Origin of the sequence: Streptomyces sp. NPDC058469 (assembly GCF_042721125.1) — a bacterium.
Taxonomy (GTDB): Bacteria; Actinomycetota; Actinomycetes; order Streptomycetales; family Streptomycetaceae; genus Streptomyces.
Genome location: NZ_JBHXME010000097.1, coordinates 29,099 through 41,805, shown reverse-complemented (window position 1 = coordinate 41,805; position 12,707 = coordinate 29,099). Strand labels below are relative to the sequence as shown.

Sequence of the window (12,707 nt, the reverse complement as noted above, 5' to 3'; positions counted from 1 at the left end):
TTTTTGTTTTTTATATTTCCCCGTTTGGGGTGGGGGGGGGGGGGCGTGTTTCCTCGGGGGCACCCGTGGGGGGGGGGGGCGCCCCCCCCGCCCCCCGCCCCTCGAAGTTCGTCCACCGCTACCGCAGAACCGACGCGCGCGGTCTCGGTTCGAAGCCCGCCGCGCGGTAGGCCTCGTCGATGAGTGTCATCGTCGCCACCGCGTCGTCCGAGCCCAGAGGGAGGGGCGCACCCTCCCTCAACCGGGCGGCGAACGCCTCCAGTTGGTAGGTGTAGGACGACCGGCGGCCGAGTCGTTCCGTGCGTTCGCCGTCCGTCGTGCGGATGACGATGCGGTCGTCCAGTTGGGGGAGTACGAAGTTCGGGGCGAAGGCCTCGCCCCGGCTGCCGGTGATCCGGCAGCTCATGACCAGTTCGTCGTACGCCATGTGGCAGCGGGCGGAGCCCGTGGCGCCGCTGGGGTAGACGAGGTTGGAGTCCAGCCACTCGTCCACGCCCGGCGCACCCGCGTGTTCGCCGCCGCGGGCCGAGACGAGGCGGGGTGCGCCGCCCGCCCAGGGGGCCAGCATCCGCAGGGCGTGCAGGCTGTAGCAGCCCAGGTCCATCACGGCGCCGCCGGCCAGGTCCAGGGACCAGCGCGGGTCGGTGTCCGGCGGGGCCGGGATCGCGACGAGCGTCTCGACGTGCCGGAGTTCGCCGAGTTCACCGGAGGCCAGCAGTTCGTGCAGGCGCCGGGTGACCGGGTGGAAGAGGTAGTGGAAGGCCTCCATGAAGACCGTTCCGGACTTCGCCGCGGCCTCCTTGACCTCGGCCGCCTCCTCCGCGTTGCTCGCCGACGGCTTCTCCGACAGGACGTGCTTGCCCGCCGCGAGCGCGGCGAGATTCCACGGCCCGTGCAGGCCGTTGGCGAGCGGGTTGTAGACGACCTCCACCTCCGGGTCGGCGATCAGGTCGGCGTACGAGTCCGCCACCCGTTCGACGCGGTGCGCGGCGGCGTACGCCTCCGCCCGGGACCGGTCGCGCGCGGCCACCGCGACAAGGCGGTGGCCGGTCGTCCGGGCGGGACCGATCAGGGACTGCTCGGTGATCCGAGCCGCTCCCAGTACTCCGATGCGCAGTGGTTCCCGGCCCGGACCGCTCATGCTTCGCGTACCTCCTGGATGGTGACGGGGCGGTGCTCGTGCAGCGACAGCGTGCAGGCGTCGGCGATCCAGCCGGCCTCCAGGGCGTCCGCGACCGTGCAGGGGGAGGTGCGGGTGCCGGCCACGACCTCGGTGAACGCGGTGAGTTCGGCGCGGTAGGCGGCCGTGAAGCGGTCCATGAAGAAGTCGTGCGGGACGCCCGCCGGGAACGTCACGCCCGGCTCGACGGAGCGCAGCGGCAGCTTGTCCTCCAGGCCCACCGCGATGGAGTCCGTGAAGCCGTGGATCTCCATGCGGACGTCGTAACCCCGGGCGTTGTGGCGGGAGTTGGAGACCACCGCGATGGTGCCGTCGTCCAGGGTCAGGATCGCGCCGGTGGTGTCGGCGTCGCCCGCCTCCTTGATGTACTCGGCGCCCCGGTTGCCGCCGACCGCGTACACCTCGGTGACCTCGCGGCCGGTGACCCAGCGGATGATGTCGAAGTCGTGGACCGAACAGTCCCTGAAGATGCCGCCGGATGCGGCGATGTACGCGGCGGGCGGCGGCGCCGGGTCCAGCGTCGTCGACCGTACGGTGTGCAGCTTGCCCAGCTCACCGGAGTGCACGGCGGCGCGCGCGGCGACGAAGCCGACGTCGAAGCGGCGGTTGTAGCCGATCTGGATCGGCACGTCGCTGCCCTCGACGGCCTTGAGGACCTGGACGCCCTCGGCCATCGTCTTGGCGACGGGCTTCTCGCAGAAGACGGGGATGCCCGCCTCGACGGCGGCCAGGATCAGGCCCGGGTGGGCGTCCGTCGCCGCGGCGACCACGACACCGTCGACCCCGGCGGCCAGCACGGCCTCGGGGGAGTCCGCGACCTCGGCGCCGAACCGCTCGGCGGCCTTCTTCGCGGCCTCCGCGAACGGGTCGGCCACGACGAGGGACTCGACGACGTCGAGTCCGGAGAGGGTCTCGGCGTGGAAGGCGCCGATGCGGCCGAGGCCGAGGATTCCGATGCGCATGAGGGCTCTTGCTTTCTTGAGGAGTGCGGGTTCGTTACGGGTGCGGAAGGTCAGTCGAGGGCGCCCAGGACGTTCTGGTCCCAGTCGATCACCGAACCGGTGACCACCCCGGACCGGTCGGAGAGCAGGAACACCACGAAGTCGGCGATCTCGTCCGGCTGGCCGAGCTTGCCCATCGGCTGGCGTTCGGCGGCCTGTTGGAGCCAGTCGTCCCCGGCGCCGTGGAAGGCCCGCTGCGTGGCGTCCTCGCCCTCGGTCGCCGTCCAGCCGATGTTGAGCGCGTTGATCCGGATCCGGTCGAAGCGGTGCGCGTGCGCGGCGTTGCGGGTCAGGCCCGCGAGGCCGGCCTTGGCCGCGGAGTACGGCGCGAGATAAGGCGGGCCGCCGTGGGCGCAGTTGGAGCCGATGTTGACGATCGTCCCCGGCGCCTTGCGGGCCGTCATGTCGGCCACCGCCGCCTGCATCGCGAAGAACGGAGCCTTCAAATTGATGGCCATGTGCTGGTCGAACAGCTCGGGCGTGGTGTCCAACAGCGAGCCGCGCGAGGTGAGTCCGGCGGAGTTCACCAGACAGTCGACGCGGCCGTGCGCGGCGATCACCTCGCCCACCGCACCCTTCGCCTGCTCGGCGTCGGACAGGTCGGCCCGGACGAACATCGCTTTGCCGCCCGCCCCGGTCAGCTCGGCCACCAAGGCCTCGCCGGGCTCGGTACGGCGGCCGGTGAACGCCACCACCGCGCCCTCCCGCACCGCCGCCCGGACGATCGCGGCACCCACACCCTGACTGCCGCCGTTGACGAGGACGACCTTGTCGTCGAGAAGTCCCGTGAGTCCCATGGCGTTCCTCAGCTCTCGCGCCGCTCGGCACCGGCCCGCAGTTCCCCGCGGAGCGCCTGCGGGTCCCACCCCTCGCGCACCGCACGGCGCACGAGGTCGGCCTGCGAGGGCGGGGCCAGACCCTCGACGGGTGGGTCGTTGTCGAGGTTGGTGGGGAACGGGTAGCCCTCGGCGCTCGCCGCGACGACCGTGTCCAGCCACTCCTCGCCCACACCCTCGGCCTTGCGCTTGAGCAGCACCGGGAAGACCGCGTTGGTGACGGCCTCACGGTCCACCGTCTCCATCGCCCGCCCGAACGCGGACGACACCTGGAGCAGGTTGGCCATGCGCCGCACGTCCGCCGTGCGGTTGGTGCCGGCCGCGTGGAACAACGCGGGGTTGAAGAACGCGGCATCGCCCTTGGCGAGGGGCAGTTGGATGTAGTGGGACTCGAAGTAGGCCTGGAATTCCGGGAGTCGCCACGCCAGATAGCCGGGCTCGTACTTCTGGGAGTGCGGCAGGTACATCGTCGGCCCCGACTCGACCGGCATGTCACAGTGCGCGACCGCCCCTTGGAGCGTGAGCACGGGGGAGAGGCGGTGCACATGCGCCGGATAGCTCGCGGCGACCTCGTTCGTGAGGAACCCGAGGTGGTAGTCGCGGTGCACGGTCTGCGCGGCGCCGCCCGGGTGGACCACGTTGATCTGCGAGGTGACCTGGTAGCCGGGGCCGAGCCAGGCGACGGAGACGAGGGCGAGGATGTCGTTGGCGTAGTAGTCGGCGAACGCCTCGGGGTCGTAGAGCGCGGCCTTCTCCAGGGCGTTCCACACCCGGTCGTTGGCCCCCGGCTTCGCGAAGTGGTCCCCGGCGCCCGCGCCCGACGCGCGCTGCTCGGCGATCAGGGCCTCGAACACCTCGGTCGTACGGTCCACCACCGACAGGTCCGGGAAGGCGCCCTGAAGGACAACGATGCCGGGCCCCTCGGCGAAGGCCCGCACCAGCTCGGCCCGCACCTCGCGGTGCTCGCCGGCCGCCACGGACTTGCGGAGCCGGTCACTGTCGTAGACGAGGACGTTCCGCTCGACGGAGGACGCGTACGGGAAGTCGGCCTGGTCGGTCGGCTGCTCGACGAGCGTGCGGAAGGCGTCGAGATCGCAGTCCTGCTCGGTGAGCCAGGCGCGGGTTTCTGCTGATGTGAAGGACATCGTCGTCCCCTCGGGTCACGGAGCGGTGCGGTCCTGTCATTCTTGTCAGTACAAACCCTTCGAACAACCAGCAGCCAGCCATCAAAAACCCCTCAAGGAGACGACCGGTGGGCCACCCCTTCCCGATCCGCGAAATCGCACGTCAGGCGGGTCTCAGTGAGGCCACCGTGGACCGCGTCCTGAACGGCAGGGGAGGGGTCCGAGAGAGCACGCAGCGTGAGGTGCGGCAGGCCATCGCCGATCTCGACCGGCAGCGCACCCAGGTCAGGCTGGTCGGTCGTACGTTCATGATCGACATCGTGATGCAGACGCCGGAGCGGTTCTCCACCGCCGTTCGGAACGCGCTGGAGGCCGAGCTGCCCGACCTGCACCCGGCCGTCGTGCGATCGCGCTTCCACTTCCGGGAGACCGCGCCGGTGAAGGAGCTGGTCGGAACCCTGGACAAGATCGTGCGGCGCGGCTCGCAGGGCGTCATCCTCAAGGCGCCGGACGTCCCCGAGGTCACCGCCGCAGTCGGCCGGCTCGTCGCCGCCGGTATCCCGGTCGTCACCCTGGTCACCGACCTGCCCGCCAGCGCCCGCCTCGCCTACGTCGGCATAGACAACCGGGCGGCGGGCGCGACGGCCGCCTATCTGATGGGCCAGTGGCTCGGCGACCGCCCCGGCAACGTCCTCACCAGCCTGAGCAGCGGTTTCTTCCGCAACGAGGAAGAACGCGAGATGGGCTTCCGCAGCACCATGCGCGCCCGCTACCCGGAACGCGCCCTCGTCGAGATCACCGAGGGTCACGGCCTGGACGCCACCCAGTACGAGCTCGTCCGGGCCGCCCTGAAGCGCGACCCGGACATCCGCGCGGTCTACTCGATCGGCGGCGGCAACATCGCGACCCTGCGTGCCTTCGCCGACCTGGGCCGCGAGTGCGCGGTGTTCGTCGCGCACGACCTCGACCACGACAACACCCGGCTGCTGCACGAGCAGCGACTGTCCGCCGTCCTCCATCACGACCTGCGCCAGGACGTCCGCGAGGCCTGCCGCATCGTGATGCGCGCACACGACGCGCTGCCGCCCGCGGGCCCGACCCTGCCGTCCGCCATCCAGGTCGTCACGCCCTACAACTTGCCTACGGCGCAGCCGCGTTGACCCTGTTCGGAGGTTGAGCCCGTTGAGATGTTGAGCCCGCTCACAGATTGATCGCGTACGCCTTGCGCAGCGTCTCGTGCACCGTCCACGTCGTACGGTCGCCCTCGCGCAGCACGGCCATGTCCCCGGGGCCGACCGTCAGCGTCTCGCCGCCCTCGACCTCGATGGTGGCCGAACCGCTGATCACGACGAACAGCTCGTCCGCCTCCGTGTCGGTGACCACACCCGGCGTGATCTGCCAGATCCCGCGGACCTGCCGCCCGTCCTCGGACTCCCACACGACCTTCCCGGTGACCTCGGGCGTACCGGAGACGATCTGCGCCGGGTCGAGCGGCTCGGGTTCGAGCTCGGCGTCGGGGATGCGGACTACGAAACTGTGCTTCATGCCGCGACCCTAGCCGGGGCGGGCACGGCCCGGGCGTGGACACTGTGTGGGGTATCGGCCCAGGTGGGGGGACACTTCGTCGCGGAGTGGCGGCCCGGGCACGGCCGGGTGATCGTGGAGGGCATGGCGCAGACCACGGCGGCCGTCCCCGAGCCGCAGCCGCACCCGCACGAAACCCGGGAGAACATCCTCTTCGGGGGCGTCTACGGCTCCGTCCTCGCCTGCTCGATGGTCGCCGCGCTCACCCAGTACGGCCACACCTCCAAGGGCAGCCGTCGCTACGACGCCCTGTGGCTCCTGGTGACCGCGGCTGCCTCGGCGCTGGCCCACGGGTACGCCCACTACATCGCCGAACGCGCCCCGCACCGCCGCTGGGACGCCCTGCGCACCCTGCGCGACGAGTGGCCCCTGGTCGCCGCCGCGCTGCCGACCGTCCTGCTGCTCGCCGGGGCGGGCTGGGGCTGGTGGCCCGCGAACGGCGTCGAGTACGCGGCCTTCGTCCTCAACATCGCGCTGCTGTTCTGCCTGGGGCTGGTCACGGCCCGCTGGTCGGCGCGGAGTTGGACGGCCGCCGTGGCCATCGGGGCGGTGGACGCGTTGCTCGGGGTGGTGGTCGTCGTGGCCAACGCCCTGATCAAATAAGTCCGTTCGGCCTGTTCGCGCAACGGCACCCGCCTACGAGACACCTTGGTAACCGCGCAGCTTGCGGTACAGCGTCGCCCGGCCGATCCCCAGCGCTGCCGCCGCCCGCGCCTTGTTGCCGCCGTGCCGGCGCAACGCGGCCAGGATCGCGGTGCGTTCGGCGTGCTCCATCGGGCTGAGCCGCCGGGCCGCGGGACCCTCCCGGACGGGATCGGGCAGCTCGGCCCGCCGCACCGGGCCGGTGACCCGCCGGTGTTCCGCCAACGCCCTGACGACATGGGCGAGTTCGGTGACGTTCCCGGGCCAGGGGTGTTCCTCCAGGGCCCGCAACGCGTCCAGGGTCCAGGTGAGCGGCGGCTGTCCCGGGACCGGGCGGGGCGCGAGGACCGGCAGCAACTCCCGTACGTCCTCCGGGCGTTCACGCAGTGCGGGCAGGGTCACCGACCGGGCCGCCAGGGTGTCCAGCAGTCGCTGGAAACACGGGCCCGGGGGAGTGCCGGGCGTGTAGGTGACCAGCAGACGGACGTCGGGGTGTTCGTCGAGCAGGGAGTTGAGCGCGGCGACGTCGGGCTGGGCCAGCCGTTCCGCGTGCCGCAGGAGGAGCGGGCGGCCGTCCGCCAACTCGCTGTACTTCACGCCCAGTTCGGGTGACTCGGCGGCATCGGCGACCAACGGCACGGTCTCGCCGAGCAGTTCACGGGCCAGCGCGGTCTTGCCGCTCCCGCGCTCACCGGTCAGCAGCAGGGGCTCATGGACCCGGGCCAGCTCGACCGCCCGGGCGACCGCGTGCCGCCAGGGCACCGAACCACCCGCGAGTGCCAGCGCGGGGCGCGGGGCGGGATGCGGCACCTCGGCGGCGCGCGCTTCGAGGACGGCGACGATCCCGAGGACGCGGCCCTCATGCCGTACGGGAGTGATCTCGGCGGTGCACCCGGCGTCGTCGGGGAGCGTCACGCCGGAGGACCGCTCCTGCACCGGACGGCATCCGGCGTCGTAGGACCGTTCCAGCACGGGACCGCACCCGGTGTCGGCCGGCCGCTCCCGGCTCGGACCGCCCCCGGCGTGGTGGGACCGTTCGACCACAGGACCGCACCCGGTGTCCTGAGGCGGCCGTGAGTCGTGGGGCGGCCGTGCGCCGGAGGCGCGCTCGCTCGTGCTGGACCGTTCCAGCGCGGCCAGTACCTGAGGTGTCGCGAGGCGGACCGCGGCCTCGCTGATCAGACGGTTGCGGCCGTCGAGGGCGACGACCGCGCGGTCCGGGCCGTGGGCGGCGCGGGTGTAGGCGTCGAGGAGCACCCGTTCGGCGGTGCGGGAGCGGGCGAGTAGTTCGGCTTCGACCGCCGTGGCCGCCGCCTCGGCCAGGGCGGCTCCCGGGTGCGGGCCGCAGCCGGCGCACAGGCCGGACGCGACGGTCACCGTGCCCAGCACCTGCCCGGAATCCGGGGCGAGCAGGGGCACGCTGACGGCGGACACGTCCTGCCACACGTCGAGGAAGTGCTCGGGGCCGTGCACCTCGGCCCGGCGCCGGGTGCGCAGGGCGAGGGCCGCGCTGTTGTGGCCCACCTCCCGCTCGGACAGGTCACGGCACCGGTCGCCGCCGGGGACCTCACCCGTGGTCCACAGCACCCGCAGACGCCCGTCGGTGAGGAGCAACGCCGAGTGGCCGAGCGCCGGCGCGATGCGGTCCAGCACGGGCCGCGCCGCCTCCAACAGGACTGAATCGGCGGGCAGTTCGGGTTCATGGAGCGGCCCGTCGAGGTCGTGCCGTACGCCGAAGAAGCGGGCGCGGCGCCAGGCCGCGAGGACCTCGTCCGGGACGTCGTCGGGCAGCGGACGGTCGCTCAGGAACCGCTCGCGCGCCTGGCGCAGCGGGGCGAGGGCGGGGGAGTGCTCCACGGTGGTCATGACGCCTCTCACCGTATCGGGCCTGTGGCGGCGGCTGCCGAGGGGCTGTAACTGTCTCGTAATGAGACACCCGCGCGTGTCCGGCCCGCATGATGATCGTGAAGAGTCGGTGCCTTTCTCACCTCTGTCTCACCATGTCTCACCCCTGGAGCGTCCCGCCGTGCACGTTGTCGAGACCGACGTACTGATCGTGGGCAGCGGCCCGGCAGGCGCCTGTGCCGCGCTGGCGCTGAGCACCTACGGCGTGCCCCACATCGTCGTCACGCGCTACTCGCGCCTCACCAGGACGCCCCGCGCGCACATCACCAACCAGCGCACCATGGAGGTCCTGCGCGATCTCGGCGTCGAGGACGAGGTGCTGGCCCAGGCGACACCGCAGAACCTGATGGGCAACACCACGTTCTGCACCAGCCTCGCCGGCGAGGAGCTCGGCCGGATCCGCTCCTGGGGCAACGACCCGCTCGTGCAGGCCGCCCACGAACTGGCCAGCCCGACCCGCATGTGCGACATGCCGCAGCACCTGATGGAACCGGTGCTGATCGACGCGGCCCTCGCGCGCGGCTCCAACGTCCGCTTCAGCACGGTCTACAAGTCCTTCGTCCAGGACGAGGACGGTGTCACGGTCACCGTCGAGGACCGGCTGCGCGGCGACGAGTACCAGATCCGCGCCAAGTACCTCATCGGCGCGGACGGCGGTCGCTCGCAGGTCGCCGAGGACGCCGGGCTGCCGATGGGCGGCCAGATGGGCGTCGCGGGCAGCATCAACATCGTCTTCGACGCCGACCTGTCGAAATACACCGCGCACCGGCCCTCCACCCTCTACTGGGTGCTTGCCCCGGGCGCCACGGTCGGCGGCATCGGCGCGGGCCTGGTGCGCTGCGTCAAACCCTGGAACGAGTGGCTGATCGTGTGGGGCTACGACGTGACGGCCGGCGCCCCCGACCTCACCGAGGAGTACGCCCTGTCCGTCGTACGGCAGTTGGTCGGCGACGACGAGATTCCGGTGACCATCAAGTCGTCCTCGGCGTGGACAGTCAACGAGATGTACGCCGAGACGTACGCCAACGGCCGGGTCCTGTGCGCCGGTGACGCCGTGCACCGTCACCCGCCGTCCAACGGGCTCGGCTCCAACACGTCGATCCAGGACGCCTACAACCTGGCGTGGAAGCTGAAGCTGGTCCTCGACGGCACCGCCACGCCGAAGCTGCTCGACACCTACGATGCCGAACGCGCGCCCGTCGGCAAGCAGATCGTCACCCGCGCCAACAAGTCCATCGGCGAGACCGCCCCGATCTTCGAGGCGCTCGACGGGCTCTCCCCGCAGACCCCCGAGCAGTTGTGGGCCAACATCGAGGCCCGCAAGGACGCGACCGAGGCCGCCGGGAAGCAGCGGGCCGCGCTGCGCGAGGCGATCGCCTTCAAGGTGTACGAGTTCAACGCGCACGGCGTCGACCTCAACCAGCGCTATTCCGCGGAGAGTTCGACCGCGATCGTCCCCGACGGCACGCCCGACCCCGGCTTCGAACGCGACCGCGAGCTGTACCACCAGCCCAGCTCCCGCCCCGGCGCCAAGCTCCCGCACGCCTGGATCACCTCGGGCACCCGCACCGTCTCGACCCTCGACACGGTCGGCAAGGGCCGCTTCACCCTCCTCACCGGCATCGGCGGCGAGACCTGGCTGCGCGCGGCCGAGGCGCAGTCCCTGGACATCGCCACGGTCGTGATCGGCCCCGGCCAGGAGTACGACGACCCGTACGGCGACTGGACCCGCCTGAGCGAGGTGTCCGACGGGGGCGCCCTCCTCGTACGCCCCGACGGGTACGTCGCCTTCCGCCACGCCGACGCGGCCGAGAACGCAGAACAGTTGCTCACGGACGCGTTGCGACGCATCCTCGGGCACGGCTGACATTTCGCACAGGGGCATTTCGTACAGGGTAGGGAGCCGCAATGACCACTGACGTCACCGTCACGGACGAGGCCGTCGCCAGTCTGCGGGGGACGGCCGACCCCCGCCTGCGCGAACTGCTGACCGGCCTGATCCGGCATCTCCACGCGTTCGCACGGGAGACCGGCCTCACCCAGGCGGAGTGGGAGCGGGCGATCGGCTTCCTGACGGAGACCGGGAAGATGTGCACGGACACCCGGCAGGAGTTCATCCTCCTGTCGGACGTGCTCGGTATGTCGATGCTGGTGGAGACGATCAACGGCGACCGGGCCGCCGGATCCACCGAGTCGACGGTGCTCGGCCCCTTCCACATGACCGAGTCGCCGGTGCGTGAACTCGGCGCGAACATCGACCTGGTGGGCGGCGGCGAGCCGTGCGTGGTCAGCGGCCGGATCGTCTCCGGGGACGGCACCCCGCTGCCCGGCGCACTCCTCGACGTGTGGCAGGCCGACGGCAACGGCTTCTACGACGTGCAGCGCCCGGACGTCCAACCCCCGGGCAACGGACGGGGGTTGTTCACCACGGACGCCGAGGGCCGCTTCTGGTTCCGCACCTGCGTACCGAGCCCGTACCCCATCCCCACGGACGGCCCGGTAGGCGAACTCCTCAAAGCCACCGGCCGCCACCCCTACCGCCCGGCCCACATCCACTTCATCGCCTCGGCCGAGGGCCACACCCCGGTCACCACGCACATCTTCGTCGCGGGCAGCGACTACCTCGACTCCGACGCCGTCTTCGCCGTCAAACAGAGCCTCGTCGAGGACTTCACCCCGACCGACGACCCGTCCCTGGCACGGGAGTTCGGCATCGAGAACCCCTTCCGCCAGGCCCGCTTCGACCTCGTCCTGGACCGCGCGTGAAGGACTTCCTCGACTTCGCCTACGACGCCCGGCCCATGCGGGTCGTGTTCCGCCCCGGCGCCGCCCTGACCGCGACCGCCGGGGAGGTCGAACGCCTCGGTCTGCGGCGGGTGTTGGTGCTCTCGGGCGCCCGGGGTGCCGACACCGCGCGGGCGGTCGCCGATTCGCTGGGGGAGGTGTGCGTCGGGGTGCACGCGGAGGCGAAGATGCACGTCCCGGTCGAAGTCGCCGACCGCGCGGTCGAGTTGGCGCGCACCCTGGGCGCCGACGGCTGCGTCGCGGTGGGCGGCGGCTCGGCGGTCGGCCTCGGCAAGGCGATCGCCCTGCGCACCGGCCTCCCGCTGATCGCCGTCCCCTCCACCTACGCGGGCTCCGAGATGACCCCGGTCTGGGGCCTCACCGAGGACGGCGCCAAGCGCACCGGCCGCGACCCCGCCGTCCTGCCCCGCAGCGTCGTCTACGACCCGGAACTCACCCTGGAACTCCCGGTCCCGCTCACGGTGACCAGCGGCGTCAACGCGATCGCGCACGCTGTGGAAGCCCTGTATGCCCCGGACACCTCACCCCTGATCGCGCTCATGGCGCAGGAGGGCGTACGGGCGCTGGCGGGCGCGCTGCCCGAACTGGCCGCCGAGCCACGGTCGTTGGAGGCCCGGGGCCGTGCCCTGTACGGGGCGTGGCTGTGCGGCTCCTGCCTCGGCGCCACGACCATGGGCCTGCACCACAAGCTGTGCCACGTCCTCGGCGGCACCTTCGGCCTGCCCCACGCGGAGACACACACGGTGGTGCTGCCGTACGCGCTGGCGTACAACGCGCCCGCCGCACCGGGGGCGGCAGCCGCCGTGGCCCGCGCGCTGGACGCCGAGGACGCCCCACGCGCCCTGTGGGCCCTGGCGCGGCGGCTCGACGCACCGCGCACGCTCGCCGAACTCGGTCTGAAGGAGGGCGACTTGGCGACGGCTGCCGCGCAGGCGGTGAGCCAGGCGTACGCCAACCCCCGGACCGTCACCGAGGACGGGGTGCTCACGCTGCTGCATGCGGCGTACGAGGGAACACCTCCTGCGTAAACGGTCCGTCAGTGGTTCGTGCGGACGCCGTCCAGTGCGATGGCCAGGACGCGGTCGCGCTGGGCGTCGTCCACGAACTTCGTCCCGGTGACCCCGGCCACCAGGCGCAGCAGATCACCGAAGTCCATGTCCGTGCGGGCCGTGCCCGCCTTCTGCGCGCGCTCGAACAGCGGACCGCCCGCGGAGAACATCGACTCGCGGCAGGTCCCGAAGATCTCCGAGTCGTTGTCCAGCGCCTCGCGCACCGCCTGCTTGGTCACCATGTAGCCCGCGAAACGGTTCAGCCACGAGTTCAGTGCCTCCCACGGCTCCTGGTCGGCCACGGACAGAGCGACCTGGCACAGCGCGTTCACCTCGTTCGCGTAGACGCTCTCGAAGAGGGCCCGGCGGGTCGGGAAGTTGCGGTAGAGGGTGCCGATGCCGACGCCCGCGCGCCGCGCGATGTCCTCAAGGGACGCCTCCGAGCCGTGCTCCGCGAAGGCCTCGCGGGCGGCGGCCAGCAGGGCGTCGTAGTTGCGGGCGGCGTCCTTTCGGTGTGGTCTCTGGGCCGCGACGATCTCGCTGACGGGGAACGGCTGGGCCGTCACGGGTGCCTCCCTGGG

Annotated in this window: 12 protein-coding genes; 5 read left to right on the top strand and 7 right to left on the bottom strand. The window is 71.7% G+C overall.

Features of this window, described 5'->3' with window-relative positions:
* Nucleotides 1-118: 118 nt before the first annotated feature.
* From ACFWP5_RS33210 to ACFWP5_RS33195, 4 genes are read right to left on the bottom strand one after another with little or no spacing between them, the layout of a single operon-like run.
* A complete protein-coding gene (locus ACFWP5_RS33210) occupies nt 119-1,141 on the bottom strand; it encodes a Gfo/Idh/MocA family protein (RefSeq protein WP_384164991.1) in 1,023 nt (340 codons plus the stop codon).
* Entirely contained in the window at nt 1,138-2,142 is a 1,005-nt protein-coding gene (locus ACFWP5_RS33205; protein ID WP_384164988.1) for a Gfo/Idh/MocA family oxidoreductase, read from the bottom strand. The genes ACFWP5_RS33210 and ACFWP5_RS33205 overlap by 4 nt, the downstream gene beginning before the upstream one ends.
* A gap of 50 nt (nt 2,143-2,192) precedes the next feature.
* The gene (locus tag ACFWP5_RS33200) at nt 2,193-2,978 is read right to left on the bottom strand and encodes an SDR family oxidoreductase (RefSeq protein ID WP_384164986.1); all 786 of its coding nucleotides are present in this window, start codon (nt 2,976-2,978) and stop codon (nt 2,193-2,195) included.
* 8 nt (nt 2,979-2,986) lie between these two features.
* On the bottom strand, nt 2,987-4,162 hold the full coding sequence (locus ACFWP5_RS33195) for a phytanoyl-CoA dioxygenase family protein (protein WP_384164983.1): 1,176 nt from the start codon (nt 4,160-4,162) through the stop codon (nt 2,987-2,989).
* A 107-nt stretch (nt 4,163-4,269) separates the two neighbouring features.
* Between ACFWP5_RS33195 and ACFWP5_RS33190 the strand changes: the two genes are divergently transcribed.
* Nucleotides 4,270-5,301, top strand: a complete 1,032-nt coding sequence (locus ACFWP5_RS33190) for a LacI family DNA-binding transcriptional regulator (protein WP_384164980.1) — start codon at nt 4,270-4,272, stop codon at nt 5,299-5,301.
* Nucleotides 5,302-5,341: 40 nt separating this feature from the next.
* Here the strand turns inward: ACFWP5_RS33190 and ACFWP5_RS33185 are convergent, their stop codons facing one another.
* Nucleotides 5,342-5,686 (bottom strand): cupin domain-containing protein, encoded by a 345-nt coding sequence (locus ACFWP5_RS33185; protein WP_384164978.1) that lies wholly within the window; start codon nt 5,684-5,686, stop codon nt 5,342-5,344.
* Between the two features lie 123 nt (nt 5,687-5,809).
* Here ACFWP5_RS33185 and ACFWP5_RS33180 point away from each other — a divergent pair, with 123 nt between their 5' ends.
* Entirely contained in the window at nt 5,810-6,328 is a 519-nt protein-coding gene (locus ACFWP5_RS33180) for a hypothetical protein (protein ID WP_384165005.1), read from the top strand.
* A gap of 33 nt (nt 6,329-6,361) precedes the next feature.
* Here the strand turns inward: ACFWP5_RS33180 and ACFWP5_RS33175 are convergent, their stop codons facing one another.
* Nucleotides 6,362-8,233, bottom strand: a complete 1,872-nt coding sequence (locus tag ACFWP5_RS33175; RefSeq protein WP_384164975.1) for a helix-turn-helix domain-containing protein — start codon at nt 8,231-8,233, stop codon at nt 6,362-6,364.
* A gap of 160 nt (nt 8,234-8,393) precedes the next feature.
* Here ACFWP5_RS33175 and ACFWP5_RS33170 point away from each other — a divergent pair, with 160 nt between their 5' ends.
* The 3 genes from ACFWP5_RS33170 to ACFWP5_RS33160 are packed head-to-tail and all read left to right on the top strand — an operon-like array spanning nt 8,394 to nt 12,105.
* Nucleotides 8,394-10,139, top strand: a complete 1,746-nt coding sequence (locus ACFWP5_RS33170) for an FAD-dependent oxidoreductase (protein ID WP_384164972.1) — start codon at nt 8,394-8,396, stop codon at nt 10,137-10,139.
* A gap of 41 nt (nt 10,140-10,180) precedes the next feature.
* A complete protein-coding gene (locus ACFWP5_RS33165; RefSeq protein WP_384164969.1) occupies nt 10,181-11,038 on the top strand; it encodes an intradiol ring-cleavage dioxygenase in 858 nt (285 codons plus the stop codon).
* Nucleotides 11,035-12,105, top strand: a complete 1,071-nt coding sequence (locus tag ACFWP5_RS33160; protein WP_384164966.1) for a maleylacetate reductase — start codon at nt 11,035-11,037, stop codon at nt 12,103-12,105. The genes ACFWP5_RS33165 and ACFWP5_RS33160 overlap by 4 nt, the downstream gene beginning before the upstream one ends.
* Nucleotides 12,106-12,113: 8 nt before the next feature.
* On the opposite strand, the gene ACFWP5_RS33155 is transcribed toward ACFWP5_RS33160, so the two are convergent.
* Nucleotides 12,114-12,692, bottom strand: a complete 579-nt coding sequence (locus ACFWP5_RS33155) for a TetR/AcrR family transcriptional regulator (protein ID WP_384164963.1) — start codon at nt 12,690-12,692, stop codon at nt 12,114-12,116.
* Nucleotides 12,693-12,707 lie beyond the last annotated feature (15 nt).

Coding starts and splice junctions, on each gene's coding strand:
- ACFWP5_RS33165 (WP_384164969.1), top strand. CDS start 10,181: ATGACCACTGACGTCACCGTCACGGACGAGGCCGTCGCCAGTCTGCGG.
- ACFWP5_RS33205 (WP_384164988.1), bottom strand. CDS start 2,142: ATGCGCATCGGAATCCTCGGCCTCGGCCGCATCGGCGCCTTCCACGCC.
- ACFWP5_RS33210 (WP_384164991.1), bottom strand. CDS start 1,141: ATGAGCGGTCCGGGCCGGGAACCACTGCGCATCGGAGTACTGGGAGCG.
- ACFWP5_RS33180 (WP_384165005.1), top strand. CDS start 5,810: ATGGCGCAGACCACGGCGGCCGTCCCCGAGCCGCAGCCGCACCCGCAC.
- ACFWP5_RS33200 (WP_384164986.1), bottom strand. CDS start 2,978: ATGGGACTCACGGGACTTCTCGACGACAAGGTCGTCCTCGTCAACGGC.
- ACFWP5_RS33195 (WP_384164983.1), bottom strand. CDS start 4,162: ATGTCCTTCACATCAGCAGAAACCCGCGCCTGGCTCACCGAGCAGGAC.
- ACFWP5_RS33185 (WP_384164978.1), bottom strand. CDS start 5,686: ATGAAGCACAGTTTCGTAGTCCGCATCCCCGACGCCGAGCTCGAACCC.
- ACFWP5_RS33175 (WP_384164975.1), bottom strand. CDS start 8,233: ATGACCACCGTGGAGCACTCCCCCGCCCTCGCCCCGCTGCGCCAGGCG.